At 37.4% G+C, this 23509-nt stretch carries 24 protein-coding genes and 1 tRNA gene; 2 read left to right on the forward strand and 23 right to left on the reverse strand.

Features of this window, described 5'->3' with window-relative positions:
- Positions 1-284: 284 nt before the first annotated feature.
- The 5 genes from BFJ97_RS17520 to BFJ97_RS17535 form a co-directional block, all read right to left on the reverse strand.
- Positions 285-644 carry a winged helix-turn-helix transcriptional regulator gene (locus BFJ97_RS17520; protein WP_068985956.1) on the reverse strand — a complete coding sequence of 120 codons (360 nt, stop codon included), beginning with the start codon at positions 642-644 and terminating at the stop codon, positions 285-287.
- A 294-nt stretch (positions 645-938) separates the two neighbouring features.
- Positions 939-1061 (reverse strand): hypothetical protein, encoded by a 123-nt coding sequence (locus BFJ97_RS25525; RefSeq protein WP_263297453.1) that lies wholly within the window; start codon positions 1059-1061, stop codon positions 939-941.
- 451 nt (positions 1062-1512) lie between these two features.
- The gene (locus BFJ97_RS17525; RefSeq protein WP_068985957.1) at positions 1513-1749 is read right to left on the reverse strand and encodes a glutaredoxin family protein; all 237 of its coding nucleotides are present in this window, start codon (positions 1747-1749) and stop codon (positions 1513-1515) included.
- Positions 1750-1919: 170 nt separating this feature from the next.
- A complete protein-coding gene (locus BFJ97_RS17530; protein ID WP_068985958.1) occupies positions 1920-4193 on the reverse strand; it encodes a S9 family peptidase in 2274 nt (757 codons plus the stop codon).
- A gap of 561 nt (positions 4194-4754) precedes the next feature.
- Positions 4755-7028, reverse strand: a complete 2274-nt coding sequence (locus BFJ97_RS17535) for a S9 family peptidase (protein ID WP_068985959.1) — start codon at positions 7026-7028, stop codon at positions 4755-4757.
- 216 nt (positions 7029-7244) lie between these two features.
- On the opposite strand from BFJ97_RS17535, the gene BFJ97_RS17540 reads away from it, so the two are divergent.
- The gene (locus BFJ97_RS17540; RefSeq protein WP_068985960.1) at positions 7245-7859 is read left to right on the forward strand and encodes a spore coat protein; all 615 of its coding nucleotides are present in this window, start codon (positions 7245-7247) and stop codon (positions 7857-7859) included.
- Positions 7860-7917: 58 nt separating this feature from the next.
- On the opposite strand, the gene BFJ97_RS17545 is transcribed toward BFJ97_RS17540, so the two are convergent.
- The 4 genes from BFJ97_RS17545 to BFJ97_RS17560 form a co-directional block, all read right to left on the reverse strand.
- Positions 7918-8640 (reverse strand): amino acid ABC transporter ATP-binding protein, encoded by a 723-nt coding sequence (locus tag BFJ97_RS17545; protein WP_068985961.1) that lies wholly within the window; start codon positions 8638-8640, stop codon positions 7918-7920.
- Complete coding sequence (locus BFJ97_RS17550; protein ID WP_068985962.1) at positions 8637-9341, reverse strand: amino acid ABC transporter permease; 705 nt, start codon at positions 9339-9341, stop codon at positions 8637-8639. Before BFJ97_RS17550 ends, BFJ97_RS17545 begins: the two co-directional genes overlap by 4 nt.
- A gap of 250 nt (positions 9342-9591) precedes the next feature.
- Entirely contained in the window at positions 9592-10392 is an 801-nt protein-coding gene (locus BFJ97_RS17555) for a basic amino acid ABC transporter substrate-binding protein (protein WP_068985963.1), read from the reverse strand.
- 503 nt (positions 10393-10895) lie between these two features.
- Positions 10896-10970, reverse strand: a tRNA-Arg gene (locus BFJ97_RS17560).
- 459 nt (positions 10971-11429) lie between these two features.
- On the opposite strand from BFJ97_RS17560, the gene clpP reads away from it, so the two are divergent.
- Positions 11430-12011 (forward strand): ATP-dependent Clp endopeptidase proteolytic subunit ClpP, encoded by a 582-nt coding sequence (gene clpP / locus BFJ97_RS17565; protein WP_068985964.1) that lies wholly within the window; start codon positions 11430-11432, stop codon positions 12009-12011.
- Between the two features lie 181 nt (positions 12012-12192).
- On the opposite strand, the gene BFJ97_RS17570 is transcribed toward clpP, so the two are convergent.
- From BFJ97_RS17570 to hisD, 14 genes are all read right to left on the reverse strand, one after another.
- Positions 12193-12453: a hypothetical protein gene (locus tag BFJ97_RS17570; protein ID WP_068985965.1), complete on the reverse strand. Its 261-nt coding sequence runs from the start codon at positions 12451-12453 to the stop codon at positions 12193-12195.
- A 4-nt stretch (positions 12454-12457) separates the two neighbouring features.
- Positions 12458-12658: a hypothetical protein gene (locus BFJ97_RS17575; RefSeq protein WP_068985966.1), complete on the reverse strand. Its 201-nt coding sequence runs from the start codon at positions 12656-12658 to the stop codon at positions 12458-12460.
- Positions 12659-12749: 91 nt separating this feature from the next.
- Complete coding sequence (locus BFJ97_RS17580; protein WP_068985967.1) at positions 12750-13007, reverse strand: HPr family phosphocarrier protein; 258 nt, start codon at positions 13005-13007, stop codon at positions 12750-12752.
- A gap of 114 nt (positions 13008-13121) precedes the next feature.
- Complete coding sequence (whiA, locus tag BFJ97_RS17585; protein ID WP_068985968.1) at positions 13122-14069, reverse strand: DNA-binding protein WhiA; 948 nt, start codon at positions 14067-14069, stop codon at positions 13122-13124.
- A 70-nt stretch (positions 14070-14139) separates the two neighbouring features.
- The gene (locus tag BFJ97_RS17590; RefSeq protein WP_068985969.1) at positions 14140-15135 is read right to left on the reverse strand and encodes a gluconeogenesis factor YvcK family protein; all 996 of its coding nucleotides are present in this window, start codon (positions 15133-15135) and stop codon (positions 14140-14142) included.
- Positions 15136-15139: 4 nt separating this feature from the next.
- Positions 15140-16033, reverse strand: a complete 894-nt coding sequence (gene rapZ / locus BFJ97_RS17595) for an RNase adapter RapZ (RefSeq protein WP_068985970.1) — start codon at positions 16031-16033, stop codon at positions 15140-15142.
- A 9-nt stretch (positions 16034-16042) separates the two neighbouring features.
- Positions 16043-16510 (reverse strand): NUDIX domain-containing protein, encoded by a 468-nt coding sequence (locus BFJ97_RS17600; protein WP_068985971.1) that lies wholly within the window; start codon positions 16508-16510, stop codon positions 16043-16045.
- Positions 16511-16985: 475 nt separating this feature from the next.
- Positions 16986-17930, reverse strand: coding sequence for a thioredoxin-disulfide reductase (gene trxB, locus BFJ97_RS17605; protein WP_068985972.1), 945 nt, complete (start codon positions 17928-17930; stop codon positions 16986-16988).
- Between the two features lie 87 nt (positions 17931-18017).
- The gene (locus tag BFJ97_RS17610) at positions 18018-19541 is read right to left on the reverse strand and encodes a tetratricopeptide repeat protein (RefSeq protein WP_068985973.1); all 1524 of its coding nucleotides are present in this window, start codon (positions 19539-19541) and stop codon (positions 18018-18020) included.
- Between the two features lie 90 nt (positions 19542-19631).
- Positions 19632-20249: a bifunctional phosphoribosyl-AMP cyclohydrolase/phosphoribosyl-ATP diphosphatase HisIE gene (gene hisIE / locus BFJ97_RS17615; protein ID WP_068985974.1), complete on the reverse strand. Its 618-nt coding sequence runs from the start codon at positions 20247-20249 to the stop codon at positions 19632-19634.
- Positions 20246-21007, reverse strand: a complete 762-nt coding sequence (hisF, locus tag BFJ97_RS17620) for an imidazole glycerol phosphate synthase subunit HisF (RefSeq protein ID WP_068985975.1) — start codon at positions 21005-21007, stop codon at positions 20246-20248. Before hisF ends, hisIE begins: the two co-directional genes overlap by 4 nt.
- A complete protein-coding gene (hisH, locus tag BFJ97_RS17625) occupies positions 21001-21633 on the reverse strand; it encodes an imidazole glycerol phosphate synthase subunit HisH (protein WP_068985976.1) in 633 nt (210 codons plus the stop codon). The genes hisF and hisH overlap by 7 nt, the downstream gene beginning before the upstream one ends.
- The gene (gene hisB, locus BFJ97_RS17630) at positions 21630-22229 is read right to left on the reverse strand and encodes an imidazoleglycerol-phosphate dehydratase HisB (RefSeq protein WP_068985977.1); all 600 of its coding nucleotides are present in this window, start codon (positions 22227-22229) and stop codon (positions 21630-21632) included. Before hisB ends, hisH begins: the two co-directional genes overlap by 4 nt.
- A gap of 4 nt (positions 22230-22233) precedes the next feature.
- Positions 22234-23508, reverse strand: a complete 1275-nt coding sequence (hisD, locus tag BFJ97_RS17635) for a histidinol dehydrogenase (protein WP_068985978.1) — start codon at positions 23506-23508, stop codon at positions 22234-22236.
- Between the last annotated feature and the right edge of the window lies 1 nt (position 23509).

Raw genomic sequence — 23509 nt, forward strand, 5'->3', positions numbered from 1 at the left:
AAGAAAATCGTAAGGTCTTTTAGTCGTGCGAAAATTTAGTTGTAGTTGGGAGGGGTACCCCTCCCAACTACAACTAAATCAAAAAACAAAAGAAATTAAAGAATTACACTTGACTGGAGGTAAGAAAGAGGCTGTGACATAATTATATATTCTAAGCAAAATTAAAAACCTTCGCATCAGAAAAGCGCGAGAAATCAACGTTTCTAAAATTGATTTCTCACGCTTTTTAAGGTTTTGACCAGTTATGTCCCAGCCTCTTTGATTGAAACAACATAGCTCTGTGCCTACCTCTGTAAAGCCTCCTGAGCTGACAAACGGTTTTGCTCCCCCCATTCGCACATCATATTTAACACGGGAATAATTGAAAGACCCCGTTCAGATAATGAATATTCAACTTTTGGAGGTATTTGGGGAAATTCCTTGCGTATGATAAGGCCATCTGTCTCCAAGTCTTTTAACATCATGCTTAGCGTTTTAAAGGGAATAGTACCGATACATCGCTTCAACTCATTAAACCTCATAACCTTATTTTCAGACAGCCAATACATAATAATCATTTTATATTTACCACCAATTACGGACAACGTATATCCAAAGCTAGTGTCTTTTAATTCCACGCCAGTCGGAACACAGGTTTCACGCATAAATTTCACTCTCCTTTTGGCAAGTATATGATAAAAAAAATAAATACTATACTATAGATAATTATACATTATTACCTTATTATATATAAAATGGACATTATCATTAAATATCTAATTTAGTGCACACTTTAATATAAATGACCAATCTTTATTACAAAAAATCGGACTTTGTAATAAAATTTAATCTGATATGAAATGGATACCTCTTATTAGTTAAAATCCTTGACCATTTTGTTTTTCAACACAATAAAAAACTCGTAACCAATTAGACATGGCTACGAGTTTTTAGTTAGCTTATTTTGTGAAAGATAATATTGCGTTTTTCTTAAATCCGCCTAAAGCTTTTGTTGCTTCATTTTTATTTGTGTATTCAAAAATACGAACGTCCTTTTTCTCAAATACTGTAATAACCCACATTGTAAAATCTCCCTTCAAATATGTTTATGTTTTTGTAATATAACAACCACTAAAAATCGTGATACTTTTAAAAACTGTTTTATAACAACCTCTTACTTGATTCCTATTCTACTCCGATTTTTTTAAAAATAAAGCCTAATGTGAAGGTCTTCACAAACTGTTCAAATTCATAACGCTTTCATTGAACAATTTGTGAATTGTGGTTTTTCCCCCTTAAGATTTGGGTACTGCAACCAAAAAAATTCCGCTCCCTCTTCACGCCACATATGTAGCAGAAGAGATGCGAAATTTTTAGGAAGGTTTCATTCACTTTATGTTTTGCTTCATTAAATGAGCGATTTGCTGCTCATTTGTATGTTTGATTTCTTCTAACTTTTGTATAACTAATTGCTGCCTTTTATTTGAATGATTCTAAAAGCCACTGGTATGTACATTAGCAAATCCCCCTTTGTTATTCGCTACACAAATGCTCCATGAGTGTTGCATAATCCAAATTGCCGTATTGTATAACTTGCCCATCCTTTTCTACTACTGGAATCATTAACATATATTTTTCATGTATGTCCTCGTCTTCTTCAATGTCAATGATTTCAATATCGAAATCTATATCCTCCTGTACAAGCTTTAATGTATGCAGTCCCTCTACACATAATCCACAATTAGCTCGACTAAAAAATTTCACGTTCACTTACAGCACCTCCATAAAGTAATTATAAATCGAAACAATTCTCTATAAGTAAGATACTGTAATCCCCCTTACTTGCCAACTCTCTTATTAGTATTAATCCCTTATGATCAGGCCTCTAACTAGAAAAAAACTGTGCAAGAAACTTACTTCCTGCACAGTCTTCTCTCATATTATTTTTTTAAATGACTATCTAAGAATTTAATCATTGCATTATAGAATTCAATACGGTTTTCTTCATTTCTGAAGCCATGACCTTCATTGTCCTTCAGCATATATTCGACATCAACGCCTCTTGCACGTAATGCCTCAACGATTTGATCAGATTCAGCCTTATTTACACGTGGGTCATTTGCGCCTTGTGCTACAAATAATGGCGTTTTAATTTTATCCACATGGAAGACAGGTGAAGCTGCTGTTAATAGCTCTTTATCCTTCTCCGGATGCCCTACGCGCTCATAAAGTTGGTTACGCATTGTTTCCCAATATGGAGGGATTGTATTTAATAATGTAAAGATATTTGATACACCTACATAGTCAACTGCTGCTGCATATAAATCTGGTGTAAACGTAATACCAGCTAACGTTGCATACCCTCCAAATGATGCACCGTAAATCCCGATGCGTTCTGGGTCTGCAATACCTTGGTCAATTGCCCATTGTACACCATCTGTAATATCATCTTGAATTTTTAGACCCCATTGCTTATTACCCGCATCTAAAAACTCTTTTCCGTAACCCGCAGAAGAACGGAAATTCACTTGTAGCACGGCATAACCACGGTTTGCTAGTAATTGCACTTCTGGATTAAAGCCCCACATATCGCGTGCCCACGGACCACCATGTGGATTGACGATCAGTGGTAAGTTTTTAGCCTCTTTGTTTTTCGGTAAAGTTAAATAACCGTTAATCGTTAAGCCATCTCGACTCTTATAAGAGATTGGATGCATTTCTGCAAGCTCCTCTGGGTTTAACCAAGGGCTTAATGTTGCCATTTCTGTTAATTCATCTGTTGTTGAATCATAGTAATAATATTTCCCGTAAACAGTGTCACTAGAAACGCTAACAATGAATTTTGTCATCTCTTTGTTGTAATCATTGATGCCTAATTCACTTTCAGGCACACCTAATTTGTTTTGGATTTTACGGAATAGTTTTTCAAATTCCTCGTCAAAGAATTGATAATGTAGCTTATCTGTTACATATGCCCCATACAATACTTTATCTTTCTCAGCATTATATAATACACTTGATACATCCACTTCTGAGTTGGACATAATTACTTCTTCTTTACCTTCTAAATCATATTTAACCACTTCTACTTTATCTCTTCCTTTATTAGAAGTAGCGTAAATATATTTATTGTCTTTGGAGAAACTAAAAGGACTTACATCATCCCCGGCTTCTATTTCAATTAATGGCTTGAATTCATCTTTTTCTGAATCACGATAAAGGACCGTTCCTTCTACACCGTCTGAAACTACTGCCACTCGAACATTGCCATCACGATCTGCTAACCAGCTACTAACATTACCTGGATTTTTAGCAACGTGTGTTGTTTTACCAGTCTTCACATTCAGCTTGTACACATCAAAGACTTTGGCATCTTCTTTATTCATCATAATAAGGATTTCGTCTTTAACGCCCTCTAAACCGCTTAGTAACCCAACTGTTACATTTGGATAAGGTGTTAAATCCTTTTCCTCATTACCATTAAATGATGTTGAATAAATGTGGAAGTTTTCATCTCCACCTTTATCCTTTACATATAGTAAATTATCATCTTTCCAGAAAGATCCACCGATATCGCGATCCGTTGAGCTAGATACACGTACTGGCTCGCTATCGTCATTCATTTTTTTCACGAAAACATTTGAACGATTTTCCCATTCAGCATTATACGTAATGTAATTACCATCTGGTGAAAGTGAATAGCCAAAGTTTCCTGGATTTTTCACGAAATCTTCAACGGAAATTTCTTTCACACCTTCATTATTTACACCGTTTTGCACTTTTTTCGTATTATTCAGAATCTTAACTGCATCTTGTTTAGAAATCGTTTCACTATTTGAAAGACCGTTAAATAAACCAAGCTTATTGGCTTTTTCCTGATACTCAGCAAGGGTTGCTTCTTTTTCCTCTTTATCTAAGGCTCTTACTAAAATACGTGCTGCTTCATCACGTTTAATTTTCGCACTTAAATCTTTTAATTCTTCACCTTTTACCCACTGATCAATAATTTGCTGGCGCATTGTTTGTGATCCATGTTGGTATGTTAGTGCTGTTACAGTTAAATCTAGAAACTCCTTAGCAGATAAACTTTCCTCTTTTACTTCTACTTGACTGCTAGTTTCATTGGCAGCGCGCACTTCCTGCATAGATACAGGAATGACAACAGATGTTGTTAAAATAACTGCTAATGATGCTGATAAAAATCTTTTTTTCAAAATGATTCCTCCTTATATCAGTCCGCGTTATATCATTTGTCAACACAATGAAATTATAACAACTTTAGCATTTTTGTCAATTAATGGTTTCGATAATTAAAAGAAAGAAATCAAAGCGATTAAGAACAAGAGATATCCTGAACCCCTTGCTTTTGGATATTATTTTAGATTTCCATGATCTGTGTATTCAATAACCATATTTTATTTCATTTTTACTTAATGCAAAATGTTCATCTTTGTGATCATCAGATTTACACTTCCATCTTCCTCTTTAACACTCAAAATATAGCATTAATTTTAAAATGAATAAAATCAATATTTGTTTATTTTAGAACATGTTTTGATAATCTATTATTGTATTTAGACAACCGTTGTTACTCAAGAACCCGAAAAAAAGTAAACGCTCCACCACTTTTGCCTGATGGATCGAAGCGACATAGCGCTTTAGCCTAGACGAAAACTACGCCATTGGTTACCCACAACTTAAAAATCTATAGTTTCCTTAACAACTAGAAAAAGACTGTGTAAGAAGCTGACTTCCTGCACAGTCTTTCTTTTGTATTATTTTTTTAAATGACTATCTAAGAATTTTAGCATTGCATTATAGAATTCAATTTTATTTTCTTCATTTTGGAAGCCATGGCCTTCATTATCTTTCAGCATGTACTCCACATCTACGCCTCTTGCACGTAATGCTTCAACGATTTGATCAGATTCAGCTTTATTGACACGTGGATCATTTGCACCTTGAGCTACAAATAATGGCGTTTTAATTTTATCCACATGGAAGATAGGTGAAGCAGCTGTTAATAGCTCTTTATCCTTTTCTGGATGACCTACACGTTCATACCACATGTTGCGCACTGTTTCCCAATACGGAGGAATTGTATTTAATAATGTAAAGATATTCGATACGCCTACATAATCAACTGCTGCTGCATATAGATCTGGTGTAGTCGTGATACCAGCTAACGTTGCATAACCACCAAATGATGCACCGTAAATTCCGATGCGTTCTGGGTCTGCAATACCTTGGTCAATTGCCCATTGTACACCATCTGTAATATCATCTTGGATTTTTAGACCCCATTGCTTATTACCAGCTTCAAGGAATTCTTTTCCGTAACCAGTTGAAGAACGGAAATTCACTTGTAGTACCGCATAACCACGGTTTGCTAATAATTGCACTTCTGGATTAAAGCCCCACATATCACGGAACCATGGTCCACCATGCGGATTGACGATAAGTGGCAGATTTTTAGCCTCTTTGTTTTTCGGTAAAGTTAAATAACCGTTAATTGTTAAGCCATCTCGACTCTTATAAGAGATTGGATGCATTTCTGCAAGCTCTTCTGGGTTTAACCAAGGACTTAATGTTGCCAATTCTGTCAATTCATCCGTTGTTGAATCGTAGTAATAATATTTTCCGTAAACAGTGTCACTAGCAACGCTAACAATGAACTTTGTCATATCTTTATTGTAATCATTGATACCTAATTCACTTTCAGGCACACCTAATTTGTTTTGAATTTTACGGAATAATTTTTCAAAGTCCTCATCAAAGAATTGATAATGTACCTTATCTGTTACATAAGTACCGTATAATAATTTATCTTTATCAGCACTATATAATACGCCTGTTACATCCACTTCTGGGTTGGACATAACTACTTCTTCTTTACCTTCTAAATCATATTTCACTACTTCTACTTTGTCTCTTCCTTTATTAGAAGTTGCATAAATATGTTTATTGTCTTTAGAGAAAGTAAGTGGCATTACTTGTTCCCCTGCTTCGAACTCTATAAATGGCTTGAATTCATCTTTTTCTGAATCACGATAAAGCACAGTTCCTTCTACACCATCTGATGCAACTGCCATACGCACATTGCCATCACGATCCGCTAACCAGCTAATAATATTCCCTGGGTTTTTAGCAACATGTGTAGTTTTACCAGTCTTTACATTCAGCTTGTACACATCAAAGACTTTGGCATCTTCTTTATTCATCATAATAAGGATTTCGTCTTTAACGCCCTTTAAACCGTTTAATAATCCAACTGTTACATTTGGATATGGTGTTAAATCCTTTTCCTCATTACCATTAAATGATGTTGAATAAATGTGGAAGTTTTCATCTCCACCTTTATCCTTTACATATAGTAGATTATCACCTTTCCAGAAGGATCCAGCGATATCACGATCTGTTGAACTAGATACACGTACTGGCTCGCTATCATCATTCATTTTTTTCACGAAAACATTTGAACGATTTTCCCATTCAGCGTTATACGTTATGTAGTTACCGTCTGGTGAAAGTGAATGACCAAAGCTTCCCGGATTTTTCATAAAATCTTCAACGGAAATTTCTTTCACGCCTTCATTATTTACACCGTTTTGTACTTTTTTTGCATTATTCAGAATCTTAACTGCGTCTTGTTTAGAAATTGTTTCACTAGTTGAAAGACCGTTGAATAAACCAAGCTTATTGGCTTTTTCTTGATACTCAGCAAGTGTTGTTTCTTTTTCCTCTTTATCTAAGGCTCTTACTAAAATACGTGCTGCTTCATCACGTTTAATTTTCACACTTAAATCTTTTAATTCTTCACCTTTTACCCACTGACTTATGATTTGCTGACGCATTGTCTCTGATCCATGTTGGAATGTTAGAGAAGTTACAGCTAAATCTAGAAATTGCTTAGCAGATAACTGTTCCTCTTTTACTTCTACTTGACCGCTAGTTTCATTGGCAGCGCGCACTTCCTGCATAGAAACGGGAATGACAGTAGATGTTGTTAAAATAACTGCTAATGATGCTGTTAAAAATCTTTTATTCAAAATTTCTTCCTCCCTTATATCAGTTCTCGTTATATCACTTGTCGATACAATGAAAATTATAACAATTTTAGTCTTTTTGTCAATAATTGAAAATATTTAAAGAAAAATTTCCTTTTAGACCAATAAAAAAGGGAATTGCACATATACCGTATGAAATTTATTTAAAACGACATACTAAATACTGCAATAAACTATGTCATTAAGGAGGCGTTTTTTTTGTCACAATCGTTTTACAATGAACCATCTAACCAAACATCATTCAACCAACAGCACAGCCTAAATCATGGTGGACATGAAGTAATGGACATGCATGAAACACTTGGCGAAATCATTGCTGGTATGAATCAATCTATTCTTTTACGACCTCAGGTTAAGGACACTGAGTTACTTAGCATTTTGGATCGCCAATATAATTTCACACTAGGCATGTATAATACCATTGTGGAGTCATTTAAAACTGGTCATGATCCATCTGTTCCTACAGGTCGTTATCAAATGGAAACAGGGCATGATTTTAAATTCGGCTTAAACCCTGGACAGCCAAAAAAGCCTATGCAAAATGCAAGTGAGATCAATGATGAAGCAATTTCTGGCTTCTTACTTGGTGCTCAAAAAGGCGCGGCAAAATGTATGACTGCGGCTGCAACAGAAACGACAAACCCTGTCGTTCGTCGTGTTGTTGCAGATAGTATTCCCAACTGCATCGAAATGGCATACGAATTATCTATTTACCAAAATAAGCATGGCTATTATCAAGTACCTCAATATTCTCAACAAGATATGCAAACGATGCTTAATTCATTTGACACTACAAAAAATCCTCTTCATTAAATACAAAAAGAGCAGTCCCTATTGTGATGAAAAATCACTAGGGATTGCTCTTTCCTTATTAAAGTACTTTTCCTAAAAAGGCTTTTGTTCGTTCATTTTGTGGGTTACTGAAAATTTCTTTAGGTGTTCCCTCTTCAACAATATAGCCACCATCCATAAAGACAACACGATCGCCAACTTCACGAGCAAAGCCCATTTCATGAGTAACAACAATCATCGTCATTCCTTCAGCGGCTAGATTTTTCATAACGTCTAGCACCTCTTTGACCATTTCAGGGTCAAGTGCCGAAGTAGGTTCATCAAATAAAATAGCTTTTGGCTTCATTGCTAAAGCACGAGCAATGGCAACACGTTGCTGCTGACCTCCTGAAAGCTGTTCAGGATAGTTATAAGCCTTACTATCAAGACCGACCTTTTTCAAGAGCTCATGTCCGAGTGCTTCCGCTTCCGGCCTTCCCATCTTACGGATTTGCATTGGCGCCATCGTCACATTATCAATAACAGTCATATGTGGGAATAAATTAAATTGCTGAAACACCATCCCCACTTCAGCTCGAATCGCATTAATATTTGTTTTTGGATCATTAATTTTGACATTCTCAATATAAATTGCACCATCTGTTACTTCTTCTAACATATTGATGCAACGTAAAAATGTACTTTTCCCTGAGCCTGAAGGACCAATAACACAAACAACTTGCTTTTCTTGTATTTCATAATCAATACCCTTTAATACTTCCAGCTTACCAAAATATTTGTGTAAATTTTCAATCTTAATCATCGTGCTTCCCGCCCTTCTGCCTTACGAGGGACATAGCTATTACTAAATCGTTTTTCAATAAATGCTACAATCTTTGTTACACCATACGTTAAAATTAAATATAATAAGGCTGCAACAATATATGGTTCCCAGAAACGGAAGCTAGCACCTGCCACTACTTTACTTGCATATAAAATATCTGGAGCCGCAATAACGGTTACTAAAGATGAATCCTTTAATAAGGCGATAAATTCATTGCCTAGCGGCGGAATCATACGTCTAAAAGCTTGGGGTAAAATAACTTTACGCATCGCTTGGTTATGCGTTAAGCCCAGAGAACGAGCTGCCTCCATTTGCCCTTTAGCAATACTTTGAATGCCCGCACGGAAAATTTCTGCATTGTATGCCGCACAATTTAAAATAAGTGCCGTAATCCCTGAAACCATATAACCTAGTGAATGCCCAAAAATTGACGGTATCACCGCTAAGTGAATTAATAAGATTTGCACAAGCATCGGAGTCCCACGGAATAAATCTACATATAACTTACATGGCCAATAAATCCATTTTTTATCTGATAATTTTCCAAGACCTAAAAATAACCCTAAAAGAATTCCTCCAAAATAACCACTAAGTGTTAAAACAAGCGTCACGCCAATACCACGTATAAACATATCACGGTAGTTCCAGACTGTGTCCCAGCGTAAGTCAAAGATGTCCATCCGAAAACCCCACTTCCCCTTTAGAGTTAATCCAAAAAATCATTTCGCCTTGGTATAGTTGCGTGCAGATTTTGAATTGTGCCTAGACCTACACGAAGGCCGACACAAGAACCTCATACTCATTCATCCCGCCACCTTTAGAGATAGGAGTCTTCTGTAGCTGACGCGTTGCTTTCACTACAGAAGACATTTGCTGAATGAAAATTAATGGGCCGCTAACTATAACTATACTAGTGGCATCACGCATTCATTATTTTTCTTTAAATTCTGTGCCTGTAATTTCTTTTAATTTACCGTTTTCTTTAATTTTTTTCAGACCTTCATTTAGTAGGTTTAACAACTCTGTGTTCCCTTTTTGAACCATAAACCCATAATATTCTTTTTCAAATGCATCATCTTCTATTATTTTAAGTTTTTCGTTTGGATGTGCCTTAATATATTCATACACTACCGCATTATCACCAATTGCTGCGTCTACGTTTCCGTTTAGCATCTCTTGAATAGCGACTGGTTGATTTTCAAACGCCAAAATATTTGTACTTGATTCTCCTTGCAGCTTTTTAGCAGCTTCATGTCCAGTAGCATTAATTTGTACTGAAATCTTTTTATCTTTTAATTCAGCTAATGATTTAATCTTTGAATCTTCCTTTACAACGATTAATAATTGAGATTCATAATATGGCTCAGTAAAGTCAAATGACTCTTTACGCTTTTTATTGATTGTTATGCCAGATGCACCGATATCTGTTTCACCATTTTTAATCGTTTGGAATACAGGCTCCCAACCAATGTTTTGCCATTCCACTTCAAAGCCCATCTCATCAGCAATTGCTTGTAAAATATCGACATCAATTCCTACAACATTTCCTTTATCGTCAAGTGATTCAAATGGCGCAAAGGTAGCTTCTGTTCCTACCTTATAAACTTTTTTACCATCTTCACCCTCAGATGGCTCGCTACCAGATGATGTCTTTTCTTTAGCACCACAGCCAGCTAGAACTAATGCAAATACTGCCACGATCATCAATAGCATCGATAAACTTCTTTTCATAGTATTTTCCCCCTTATTCCATTATCTTCCCGAAACGCATTTTATTGTTTGTTAATTCGGAAATGTTAGACTATTAGGTCAATTATAGTGACAATATTCACTTTAGACAACAACAATTCGCATAAAAGTAATTGTTTTTTCATAAAAATTAATTTTAGTTGGTTTTTTTAGCAAAAAACGGTATGAATGAACGAAAATCTAACCTAAATTGTATATTTATACAAATTCGAACTATGCCGAAGATAGATATATTTTGGCAAAAAAAAAAGAATCCCCTCAGAAAGGATTCTTTTTTCCGACTAGTATACTAGTCTTCACGTACAGTATGTTCACTAAAAAATAATTTGGAGTTATTGCTTTTTTGAAGGTTTGAAAGAAACACATAAGGGAATAATGCTAACTAAGCAGAATTCCCACTATTTTCCCTTCATTCTCCACTAAGCAGGCTGCTAAACTACTTATTAGGAGAATTGCTATAAAAGTAAATCAAATAATCAGTAAAATGGCGCCCTCGGAGGGAATCGAACCCCCAGTGCAAGAACCGGAATCTTACGTGTTATCCATTACACCACGAGGGCAATTAGACACAAAAAAAAAGTACTCACTCAAAGGCTTTCCAAAAAGCATGATGTAGATAATCCTCATTTGAAGCATACCTGCAAAATAGTGTACTGTACTTTAACTTATGACCTTACCAATTATACAAACGTATTGCTCATAATTCAACTATAGAATGCAAAAAGATTTTAATTTTTTTTAGACTCTTCATCAAAATATGTACTTGACTATCCATTTCACGACAGAAGGACGCTTCCCGTAGTGTGAACTAAGCCTTCTTGGCGCTTACACTTCGTTACATCAACCATACTGTTTTAGTCATGAACAGTTTTCAGTATTGGCTATTTATTTAATTTCACTTTAGCAGGGATAATATTTGACCTTCCCTGACTATAATGTGTATGATAAGGATACAGCTGATACATAATGGATGTTATCAGCAAAAGTATTCGAATTTAGTTTTTTAAGGAGGATTTAACATGAATTTAATTCCTACAGTTATTGAACAAACAAGTCGTGGTGAACGTGCTTATGACATCTATTCACGACTACTAAAAGACCGTATTATTTTATTAGGAAGCGCGATTGACGACAATGTAGCTAACTCCATTGTTGCTCAGCTTCTATTCCTACAAGCAGAAGATCCAGATAAAGATATCTTTCTTTACATCAACTCACCAGGCGGATCAATCACTGCTGGTATGGCAATTTATGACACAATGCAAATCATTAAGCCACAAGTACAAACAATTTGTATTGGTATGGCAGCATCTATGGGTGCTTTCCTACTTGCTGCTGGTGAACCTGGTAAACGCTTCGCATTACCAAATGCCGAAGTAATGATTCACCAACCTCTTGGCGGTGCACAAGGTCAAGCAACTGAGATTGAAATCGCTGCAAAACGTATTTTATTCTTACGCGAAAAATTAAATGGCATTTTATCAGAACGCACTGGTCAACCGCTTGAAGTAATTTCAAGAGATACAGATCGCGATAACTTCATGACTGCTGAGCGTGCCAAAGAATACGGCTTAATCGATCAAATTATGGAACGCAAATAAAAAAGTTAAAGGCATCCCAGATTATTTCTGAGATGTCTTTTTTTATTCGACATCCATGTATGTATGATTTGATGGGGTGATCCATCACTTTGGTTGTTCTATCCATGATTTTGGCGGTTCTATCCACGACTTTGGCTCTTCTATCCATCACTTTGGTCATTCTATCCATTACCTAATGGTTCTACCCTATATTTGACTTTTCTTTTCGTAGTTTCGGCCTTTCTTTCCGTCGCTCAGGCTCTTCTTTCCGTCGCTTCGGCTCTTCTTTCCGTCGCGGTCTTTTCTTTCCGTCGCTTCGACCTTTCCTTCCGTCGCTCAGGCTCTTCTTTCCGTCGCTTCGGCTCTTCTTTCCGTCGCGGTTTTTTTTCCGTCTCTTCGACCTTTCCTTCCTTCGCTCCGTCTCTTCGACCTTTCCTTCCGTCGCTCCGGCTCTTCTTTCCATCGCTTCAGCCTTTCTTTCCGTCGCGGTTTTTTCTTTCCGTCTCTTCGACCTTCCCTTCCGTCGCTCCAGCTCTTCTTTCCGTCGCTTCAGCCTTTCTTTCCGTCGCGGTTTTTTCTTTCCGTCTCTTCAGCCTTTCTTTCCGTCGCTTCAACCTTTCATTCCGTCGCGGTTTTTTTTCCGTCTCTTCGACCTTTCCTTCCGTCATTCAGGCTCTTTTGTTCTGCGTTGCAAAGACGCAAAAAAACTGCCCAGCATGTAAGTTTTACAGCTTGGACAGTTTTTGCATTATAGGTTGTTTAATCTTCTTCTTCGATTAGTGCTGCCAATGCTGTTACCGCTTGCTCAGCATCGTTCCCATCACTACTAAGGACAACTTCTGTTCCTTTTGCAATAGCTAAACTCATTACACCCATAATGGATTTAGCATTTACTTTTTTCTCTTCTTTCTCAAGAAAGATATCTGCGCTAAAACGATTTGCCTCTTGTACGAATAGCGCCGCTTGTCTAGCTTGTAGTCCTAATTTTAATTTTACATGGACTCTTCTCTCGGTCATTCTCAAAACTCCCCTTTACTACCGTTCATTTTATTAGTTTTATCTTACCTCACTTACTAGCAAAAGAACAATACGCGATTACACATGACATTCATACCTGAAAAGTATGAAAATTTAACCATCAATTTTTTCACCACTTCTTAATGCATCGGCAATTTCATCGATTTTCCTTAATCGATGATTGACTCCTGATTTACTAACCGTTCCACTTGATACCATCTCACCAAGTTCTTTTAGGGTTACATCTTGATATTCTACTCGTAATCGTGCAATTTCACGAAGCTTTTCAGGCAATTGATCTAGGCCTATTGAATTTTCAATAAAACGAATATTCTCTACCTGTCGTAATGCTGCACCTATTGTTTTATTTAAATTTGCTGTTTCACAGTTAACAATTCGATTAACACTATTCCGCATGTCTCGCAATATGCGAACGTCTTCAAATTTCATCATTGCTTGATGAGCGCCTACAATATTAAGAAAATCAGAAATTTTTTCCGCTTCTTTTAAATAGGTTACAAAGCCTTTTTTTCGTTCAATTGTCTTTGCATTTAGCTCAAATTCATTCATCAAATCCATTAAAGCCTCGCCATGCTCTTTATATAATGAATAAATTTCTAAATGGTATGCTGATGTTTCTGGATTATTGACAGAACCACCTGCTAAAAATGCGCCTCGTAAATACGCTCTTTTTTGACCACCCTTTTTTATGAGCTCTCGAGATATAGTATGATTAAATTGAAAATCGTCTGAGATGATTTCTAAATCGATTAGTAGCTCTCGCGCACCTTCTCTTACACGGCAAATGTATACGTTATTTTTTTTCAAACGCATTTTTTTTCGAACAAGTAACTCTACATTATATGGATACAGCTTTTTCATAATCGTATAAAGCCTTCTTGCGATTGCAGCATTTTCCGTTTGTACGTCTAAGCTTAACTGTTTATTAGCAAACGATAATGAACCATTCATACGAATTAGGGCAGATACTTCTGCTTTCATACAATGATTGTCTGCTTCTATTTGGGTCAATTCCTTTTTAGTTTCAGAAGCAAAAGACATATCAAGCCCCCCTTTCCAACCAACCTTTAGTTCTATGTATATGTCCATCTTATCATATACAAATAGCGCTTTATGATTCTATAATTGGTTCACTTATATTTTGTTTATAGATATTTGCGTAATCTACAAGCCATTTTGCAACGTTTGCTGCATTATGACGAACCGTCCCATCTGAGCGAATCGTAGCAATATCTCGTTTAATAACCTCTAATCCCATACTTTCAAGCTTCGCAACGTCAAAAGTTACTGGCTCAGCACATTCTTCCTTATAAAGCTCTTCTACAGGATGCGGTAGTTTTACATCATTTACTAAAATAGAATCAACAAAGGAATCTCCAACATGTTTGTATAAAGCTTGCACATGGTCACCTGCTGTATAGGAAATCGTTTCACCTTTTTGAGTCATTAAATTACAAACGTATATTTTTCTTCCTTTAGCCCTTATAATGGCTTCACCAATTCCTTTTACAAGAAGGTTTGGAATAATACTTGTATATAAACTTCCCGGACCAATTAAAATATAGTCAGCACGATTGATTGCTCGAATAGCCTCTGGTAGCGGTTGCACGTTTTCAGGCACTAAAAAAACACGACTCAATCGTTTTTTAGCCATTGGAATTTTCGATTCACCTTCAATTATTGAACCGTCCTCTAGCTCTGCATGTAAATTTATCTTTTTGTTGGCTGCTGGTATGACGCGACCATGGACCTTTAAAACCTTTCCCATTTCACTAATAGCATGGTTAAAATCTCCGGTAATTTCCGTCAAAGCAGTCAACATTAAATTCCCTAATGAATGTCCACGTAAATCTTCTGATGCTGAAAATCGATATTGAAACATTTGCTCTACAAGTGGCTCAACATCCGATAACGCAGCAATAACATTACGAACATCACCAGGTGGTGGAATATCATAGTCATCCCGTAAGCGTCCTGAAGAACCACCGTCATCAGCTACTGTCACAATTGCAGTAATTTCAAATGGGTGGTGCTTGAGCCCTCGTAGTAAAGTAGAGAGCCCTGTACCACCACCTATTACAACAAGCTTAGTTCGCTTCTTTCCCATTCACTCAATCCTTTCTACGATTGATGTCACGATGTGTAATAACAGCATTTTCTTTATTGGCTAAAAACGCCCCGAAATATTCAGCTAATGTCACCGAACGATGCTGTCCACCAGTACAACCAAAAGCAATGACAAGTTGTGATTTGCCCTCTTGTCTATAAAGAGGAATCATAAATTCAAACAGATCCGTTAATTTTTGAATGAGTGTTTGCGTATCTTCAAGTGCCAGAACATAAGAAGATACCTCAGTTTGTAAACCCGTTTTATGGCGTAACTCTTCTACATAGTATGGATTTTTTAAAAAACGAACATCAAACACTAAGTCTGCATCTATCGGCATACCATGTTTAAATCCAAAAGACATGATATTTACTGAGAAAATATTATCGGCATCACTGGCAAATTCTTTAACAATTTTTTCGCGTAGCGCTTTTGGCTTCATGTTAGATGTATTATAGATAAATTTAGCGCGACCCTTTACTTCCGATAAAAGCTTCCGTTCTTGTTTAATGCCATCTAACGGTAACCCATTTACAGCCAATGGATGTGCACGTCTTGTTTCCTTATAACGTCTAACTAAAGTTGCATCATCCGCATCTAAAAATAAAATTCGTGCAACAATATCGCCTTCTTTAAGAATATGGTCGAGTGCGCCAATAAGAGAATCAAAAAAGTCGCCACCACGCATATCCATGACAGCTGCAATACGTGTAATATTTTTACCCGAATCCCTGAGCAGGGTTAAAAATGTTGTGAGCAACGCTGGTGGTAAATTATCAATACAGTAATACCCTAAATCCTCAAAGCTTTGAATCGCTACTGTTTTTCCAGCGCCAGACATTCCTGTAATAATAACCAATTCATGTGTATTTTTTCGGTCTTCAACCACCACTGTCATGCAGCTCCTTTATTGTTCTATTGATATTTGTATTTTCTCATGAAGTAATTCAAAATCAGTCGTATATTCAAACGTACCGTACTGAATGCCTGATTGTGAGATGGCAAATTGTAAATTTGTTCGATCACCTTCAGCCATAGGCAAATGTTTTAAATCCTCTACTGGGTGCCATGCAAGTTTGCCCTCTCTAGTTTCAACAAACGGTACACCTTCTACATCCTTGGCAACAAATGTATAAAGCATCCATTCATCCACTATCTCATTATTTTCTTTAATAATCATCGTATAAACACCCTTTAAATGAGCATTTAATGGTGTGACATTTGTTTCTTCTTGAAACTCACGTACAGCAGCCTCATAGATTGACTCACCACACTCCATTTTACCGCCAGGAGCTACGTACCAGCCGCGTCTCGGCTTCTGAAGTAATAATATTTGACCGTCTTTTACGGCTATTAAATTTGCAATTCTTTGCATAGGCACACCTCTAATCACTTTTGCATTCTACCTTTTATTATAACAAGACCAAACAAGGTTTGTCCTCCATTCAGAACTTTAGGTGCATAGCAATTTTAGCTTCACTACTATCTACGGGAACTATGTTTTAACCGCTACTTAAACATATGAAACGGTGCAATAAAAAATCAAAATTTTTAATCACAACAAAAATAGGTTGCTCCACCTAATTTGGTGGAAACAACCTACTAAACAAATTAAAAGGGGGATTGCTAATTACACTTTATATATTACACCTTTTATATGTCATTCAAGTTACAACAATATTAAAACCGTATTAAAATTGTATATTTTTCCTTAAAATTTCATCAAGAGAATCATCACCATATCGTGTGGTTGATTTCCGTTCCAACTTATATTGGCATAAGTTTTAACAAATGTCATCCACAACTTTTGGTGTTGAGTCAATCAAAACAGATTTTAGTCTTGATCCACTTTAAGCATTAATTTTTTCTAATAATTTTTCCACATAATGCTGTACTGCTTGTGCTGCAATACTTCCATCACCTGTCGCTGTAACGATTTGACGAAGTGACTTTTCACGCACATCTCCCGCAGCGAATATACCAGGTACGGTAGTTTCCATATTATCATTTGTCAAAATATAACCAGCTTCATTTAAAATCCCTAGAGACTCAAATGGTTTAGTTAACGGTAGCATACCAATGTATACAAATACGCCATCCGCAACAAAATTAGATTCTGTACCATCTACAGTTGATTGTAGTGTTACACTTCCAACTTTACCTTCAGCCTCATTAATTTCTTTGACTGTTGCATTCCAAATGAAATCAATTTTTTCGTTTGCAAAGGCACGGTCTTGAAGAATTTTTTGCGCACGTAATTTATCACGACGGTGCACAATTGTTACTTTGTCTGCGAAGCGAGTTAAGTAAACCCCTTCTTCAACAGCAGAATCCCCGCCACCTACGACAACAAGATTTTTTTGCTTGAAGAATGCACCATCACATACTGCACAATAGCTGACACCACGGCCTCCAAGTTCTTTTTCGCCCGGCACGCCCATTTTTTTATACTCCGCACCTGTAGAAAGAATAATTGCTCGTGTTTTGTATTCTTTAGCACCTGATTTTATTGTTTTATATTCCTCACCATCAATAATTTCAGTCACATCGCCATACACATACTCAGCACCGAATTTCTTTGCATGGTCGAACATTTTTGTAGAAAGTTCAGGCCCTAAAATTGTATCAAACCCTGGATAGTTTTCCACTTCTTCTGTATTCGCCATTTGTCCACCAGGGATACCACGTTCAATCATTAAAGTTGAAAGGTTGGCACGCGACGTATAAACAGCTGCAGTCATACCAGCAGGACCTGCACCAATTATTACAACATCATAGATTTTTTCTTCCGACATAAATACTTCCCCCTAAAACAAATGTTTTTTTATGATAACTTCATCGTATGTGAAAGTAAAAAGTTATTCAACTATGTTGCTCACAGTCTAATTATGCGTGTCTGGTAAAAATTTTAAAATTTCATCAATGTACTTCGATAAAGTTGACACGGATACCCCGTATTGCTCAGCAATCTCTTTTTTTGTAACCTTGAGCATTCGGGAAGAACGAAATAAATAATCATTTGCTCCTGCAATCGCTGCTGGATTGGTAAAACGATAATTATTAATCAGTGCTTGTTCACACAGCACAAACCACATTTGGAACATTGGTGCGATAAGTGTCGTCAGTTTGCCATACTGTTCTAGTAAAATTTCTGGCACACTTACTGCGCGTAAAAAGCTAGCCTCCACTTTATTTTTCATATCAAACTCATGGCCAAGAGAGTACGCCAAGAATAATTTTTCAAACGTATCGAATTTTTCAACGTCTATCCATTTTGGATGCGCAATAATTTCTTGTTTATGTGCTGTACAGCTAAGTAAAAATAAACCAAAAATACGCTCACTTACATAATTGCTCTCTAGTTTATCCACAATGTAGTCTCGGTCATGTTCTAATGCATCAAGCGCATATACATTTTCCTCTTGGCGCCAAGGTTCAAAGCCTTCTTTATCTGGATCTAGCTCAAGTAGCTGCTCCCATGCACTCTTTGAAATTTCTTCATGTTTAGAAAAATACGCTGCGTGTGATAACCAAAAGTAAAAGCCAGCATCTCCAACATAGCCTCGTTTTTGCATGCTGCGTAACCATTTAAATGCTAAATCATACTGTCCAACAAGCGCTAATGTTGCACCCAGTTTGTAACGATGTTCCCATGTGTATGGCTGAATTTTCACAAGTACTTCTAAAAGATCTTTTAAATCCTCTTCATTTTTTTCATAATACGCAATAACAGTTAAATTACAAAGTGCATGTAAATTCCCCTTATTTTCACGTAATACCTTGTTTAGAAGAGCCTTCGCCTGTTCTGATTCCCCTACATAAAAATAGGCAAGAGCTAAGTTATTATAGGCCGACCAAAAATCTGGGCTATTTTCAATTAAGTCTTCAAGAATAGTAATAGCTTCAGGGAAGTCTCCCTTTTCCATACAGCGTCTCGCCTGTTCCTGACGATATAAATCTTCACCAGAACCTTCAAGCTCCTCAAAATCATCTTGCTCAAAAGCAACAAACTCTAATATTTCTGCCGCTTCAACTGCATAGGCTCCCTCTGGCTCTATTTGTAAATATTGCTCTGCAAAGCGTTTAGCATCTTGTATAATGCCAACGCATCCAGATACCTCTGCCATGTAAAAAATAATTTCTGGATTATCTGGATCTAGCTGATAAGCGTGACGAAGAAGATCATACGCTTCCTCGAAACGTTGACCCTCTAACTCAATAATCGCTAATTGCAATAAAATCATTGGATCATCAGGACTTAAATCAACGGCTCGCTGTAAATATTTATACGCTTTATTCATTTGTCCGCTATTCATTGCTTGAACGGATTTTTTATAATAATAGTCGCCTGTTGGAATGAACGACACTATATTCGTTTGATTCTCTTTTTGACGTTTCTTTTCCAAAATATTTCCTCCGAAACAAGAAATAAGGAACGTATCACACGTTCCTTTACACAGTAACTTCTATTATAGCATACAATAAGCGATATGCCGTTATTTCTCTTCATGACGTTTTTCTAACACTTGTAACACGTCGTAAACACTTACTTTTTGCTCTTGTAGCAACACTAATAGATGGTAAATTAAATCAGCAGCCTCCCATTTTACCTCTTCTGTATCACGATTTTTCGCACCGATTACAACCTCTGTTGCTTCTTCACCGACTTTTTTACAAATTTTATCGATTCCTTTATCGAATAAATATGTAGTATACGCGCCTTCAGGCATTTCTTGCTCACGCTTTTCAATGACATTTACAAGTTTAGAAATAATCTCAACAGATCCGACCTTGGCATTTTGCTGAATAATCTCTGTAAAACAAGAAGTTGTTCCGTTATGGCAAGCCGGACCAGCAGGAATTACTTCTACGACTAATGCGTCACCGTCACAGTCCGCTTTGATCGACACGACTTTTTGTGTATGACCACTTGTTGCTCCTTTATGCCAAAGCTCTTGACGTGAACGTGAGAAGAACCATGTTTCTCCCGAATCAAGTGTTTTCTCCAATGATTCTTTATTCATATACGCTACAGTTAAAACTTCTTTTGTATTCGCATCTTGTACAACCGCAGTGACAAGACCCTTATCATCAAATTTAACGCTGTCAATCATCTTACTGCCACTCCTTTTTCACGTAAGTATTCTTTTACTTGCGCTACGCTCGTTTCTTTATAATGGAAGATGGATGCGGCAAGTGCTGCATCTGCATCGATTTCTTCAGCTAATACCTCGTAAAAATGTTCGGCATTCCCTGCACCGCCACTTGCGATAACAGGAACTGTCACAGCCTCTCTCACGGCTTTTGTTAATGCTAAATCAAAACCTGATTTTTCACCGTCCTGATTCATACTCGTTAATAATATTTCCCCAGCACCTAATCGAACCGCTTCTTTAGCCCATTCCGTTGCCTGCCAATTTGTCTTGTTCCGGCCACCATGCGTATAAACCATCCATGTGCCGTCTTCCTCACTATAGCGCGCGTCAATAGCTACAACAATACACTGTGCGCCAAAAAAATCAGAACCTTCTTTTATAAGCTCTGGTCGCTCTAAAGCAGAAGTATTCACTGATACTTTATCGGCACCTGCACGTAAAATGCGTTTCATATCGTCTAATGTACGAATTCCACCACCTACTGTAAATGGAATTGCTAATGTCGCCGCAGTTTGCCGCACTACATCAACCATTGTTTCACGTCCTTCATGTGATGCCGAAATATCAAGAAACACAAGCTCATCTGCCCCTTGCTCATCGTAAAACTTGGCCAGCTCTACTGGATCACCTGCATCACGTAATGACACAAACTGTACACCTTTTACAACTCGCCCCTCTTTCACATCAAGACATGGAATAATGCGCTTCGTTAACATGAAGCCACCCCCTTCAACCATTGCTCTAATAAATATACTCCTAGTTCACCTGATTTTTCGGGATGAAACTGCATTCCAGTAATAGAACCATTTACAACTATACCTGGAACCTTAATACCATGATAATCCGCATAAGCAACAAGCTCTGTTTCATCTAGATTTGCTGCATAAAATGAGTGAACAAAATACACATGCTTTGCCGATACTTCACCTTTTAACCATGAAGGACGCTTTGTCATTACGAGCTCATTCCAACCCATATGTGGTACGCGATACGCCTGTCCAGCATTGTCACCACTAAATCGTTTAATGCTTCCTTTAAAAAAGCCCAGACCTTTCGTCGGTGACACCTCTTCACTTTGCTCAAATAATAGTTGCATACCTAAACAAATTCCGAGAAGTGGTCGATTTTCAGCTTTCACCTTGTGCAAATATCGATCTAAATTCGTTTCAGTTAAACGTTTGATGGCATCTGGAAATGCCCCAACACCAGGAAGCAACAATGCATCTGTTTCGTCTAGCATTTTTTCATCAGCCGTGACAACAACCTCACAACCAAGTCGTTTTAATGCCTGCTCAACACTAAATAAATTCCCCATTCCATAATCAATAACACCTATTTTCACGTTAACAGCCCCTTAGTCGACGGTACACCTTTAACACGCGGATCAATTTCTACTGCTGCGTCAATAGCACGTGCTAACGCCTTAAAAATAGCTTCAATGATATGATGTGTATTATGTCCATAAGGTACAATGACATGAACATTCATCCTAGCCTCAAGCGCAAACTTCCACAAAAATTCATGTACTAATTCAGTATCGAAGTTACCAACTTTCTCCTTTAACTGTGGTACACGATATTCTAAATGCGGACGATTTGAGCAATCTACAACTACTTGTGCAAGTGCATCATCCATTGGCACAAATGCTGTACCGTAGCGCTTGATTCCTTTTTTATCACCGAGTGCTTCACGAATCGCTTGACCTAATACAATTCCGAGGTCTTCTGTTGTATGATGATCGTCTATATATGTATCACCATTTGCTTGTATCGTCCCATTAAAAAGACCATGTTTAATGAATAGGTCTAGCATGTGATCCATAAAGCCAACACCCGTTTTAATATCCGCCTTTCCTTCACCATCTAACTCGATAGCTACTGAAATTTGCGTTTCATTTGTTGTACGTTCAACTTTTGCATATCGTTTCTTTTCAGTCATTGTGCTACTCCTTTTCCCACCCACGTGATTCGACTGCACGAGCATGGCCCTCTAAGCCTTCCATACGTGCTAGACGTGCAATTTTCGGTGCATTTTCTGCCCAAGTTTTTTCACTATAAAAGACGACGCTCGATTTTTTCACAAAATCATCGACGTTTAATCCACTTGCAAAGCGTGCAGTGCTATTCGTTGGTAGCACATGATTTGTCCCTGCAAAGTAATCACCAACTGGTTCAGAGCTATAACGGCCGATGAAAATACCACCTGCATGTCGTACTTGTTCCGCTACAGCCTCAGCATTTTTTGTCACAACTTCTAAATGCTCAGGGGCTAGCGAATTAATTGCATCTACGGCATCTGCCAACGTTTCAGCCACATAAATGACACCAAAGTTTTCAATAGATGCACGCGCTACCTCTTCACGCGGTAAGGTGATTAGCTGCTTCTCTACTTCTTCAGCCACTTTTTTAGCCAACTGCTCAGAAGTCGTCACCAATATGGCACAAGCCAATTTATCATGCTCAGCCTGTGATAAAAGATCAGCTGCAATTTCATCAGCAAATGCTGTGTCGTCTGCTAACACGGCAATTTCACTTGGACCTGCAATCATATCAATCGCTACCTCACCAAATACCTCACGTTTTGCTAATGCTACAAAAATATTTCCTGGACCTGTAATTTTATCAACAGGAGAAATCGTTTCTGTACCATAAGCAAGAGCTGCAATCGCCTGAGCTCCACCGATTTTATATATTTCCTCTACCCCTAAAATATGCGCCGCAGCAAGTACACCTGGAGGTAATTTTCCATCGCGACCTGCTGGAGACGTAATAACAATGCGTTTGACACCAGCAACTTGTGCAGGAATAACGTTCATCAAAACTGACGATGGATACGCTGCTGTACCGCCAGGAACATAAAGTCCTACAGCATCGAGAGCAGTAATTCGTTGCCCAAGCCACGACCCATCTTCTAACTCTAAGCGATAACCTGAACGCTTCTGCTGCTCATGATAAAAGCGAATATTTTGTGCAGCTTCTGTTAAATCAGCATAAAGCTGTTGATCAAGAGAATTTACGCCCTCTTCTATTTCATCCTTCGTTACCCGTAAATGATCAGGTGCAAAACCATCCCATTTTTCTGTATAAAAACGTATGGCTGTGTCACCTTGTGCACGAACATCTGCTAATACTTGACGTACAACCTTCAACTGTTCTTCATTACCACCTTCAAGTGGTCGTTTTAAGGAAATACCTTTTGCTAGCCTTGTTATCTTCATA

The organism is Lysinibacillus xylanilyticus, from assembly GCF_001708185.1.
Lineage (GTDB): Bacteria > Bacillota > Bacilli > Bacillales_A > Planococcaceae > Lysinibacillus > Lysinibacillus xylanilyticus_A.

What these genes read in the sequence shown, in the direction of transcription:
- BFJ97_RS17520 (WP_068985956.1), bottom strand. Translation starts at nt 644, where the DNA reads ATGCGTGAAACCTGTGTTCCGACTGGCGTGGAATTAAAAGACACTAGC.
- BFJ97_RS25525 (WP_263297453.1), bottom strand. Translation starts at nt 1,061, where the DNA reads ATGTGGGTTATTACAGTATTTGAGAAAAAGGACGTTCGTATTTTTGAA.
- BFJ97_RS17545 (WP_068985961.1), bottom strand. Translation starts at nt 8,640, where the DNA reads ATGATTAAGATTGAAAATTTACACAAATATTTTGGTAAGCTGGAAGTA.
- BFJ97_RS17550 (WP_068985962.1), bottom strand. Translation starts at nt 9,341, where the DNA reads ATGGACATCTTTGACTTACGCTGGGACACAGTCTGGAACTACCGTGAT.
- BFJ97_RS17555 (WP_068985963.1), bottom strand. Translation starts at nt 10,392, where the DNA reads ATGAAAAGAAGTTTATCGATGCTATTGATGATCGTGGCAGTATTTGCA.
- clpP (WP_068985964.1), top strand. Translation starts at nt 11,430, where the DNA reads ATGAATTTAATTCCTACAGTTATTGAACAAACAAGTCGTGGTGAACGT.
- BFJ97_RS17570 (WP_068985965.1), bottom strand. Translation starts at nt 12,453, where the DNA reads ATGGAAAGAAGAGCCGGAGCGACGGAAGGAAAGGTCGAAGAGACGGAG.
- BFJ97_RS17575 (WP_068985966.1), bottom strand. Translation starts at nt 12,658, where the DNA reads ATGACGGAAGGAAAGGTCGAAGAGACGGAAAAAAAACCGCGACGGAAT.
- BFJ97_RS17580 (WP_068985967.1), bottom strand. Translation starts at nt 13,007, where the DNA reads ATGACCGAGAGAAGAGTCCATGTAAAATTAAAATTAGGACTACAAGCT.
- whiA (WP_068985968.1), bottom strand. Translation starts at nt 14,069, where the DNA reads ATGTCTTTTGCTTCTGAAACTAAAAAGGAATTGACCCAAATAGAAGCA.
- BFJ97_RS17590 (WP_068985969.1), bottom strand. Translation starts at nt 15,135, where the DNA reads ATGGGAAAGAAGCGAACTAAGCTTGTTGTAATAGGTGGTGGTACAGGG.
- rapZ (WP_068985970.1), bottom strand. Translation starts at nt 16,033, where the DNA reads ATGACAGTGGTGGTTGAAGACCGAAAAAATACACATGAATTGGTTATT.
- BFJ97_RS17600 (WP_068985971.1), bottom strand. Translation starts at nt 16,510, where the DNA reads ATGCAAAGAATTGCAAATTTAATAGCCGTAAAAGACGGTCAAATATTA.
- trxB (WP_068985972.1), bottom strand. Translation starts at nt 17,930, where the DNA reads ATGTCGGAAGAAAAAATCTATGATGTTGTAATAATTGGTGCAGGTCCT.
- hisIE (WP_068985974.1), bottom strand. Translation starts at nt 20,249, where the DNA reads ATGATTGACAGCGTTAAATTTGATGATAAGGGTCTTGTCACTGCGGTT.
- hisF (WP_068985975.1), bottom strand. Translation starts at nt 21,007, where the DNA reads ATGTTAACGAAGCGCATTATTCCATGTCTTGATGTGAAAGAGGGGCGA.
- hisB (WP_068985977.1), bottom strand. Translation starts at nt 22,229, where the DNA reads ATGACTGAAAAGAAACGATATGCAAAAGTTGAACGTACAACAAATGAA.
- hisD (WP_068985978.1), bottom strand. Translation starts at nt 23,508, where the DNA reads ATGAAGATAACAAGGCTAGCAAAAGGTATTTCCTTAAAACGACCACTT.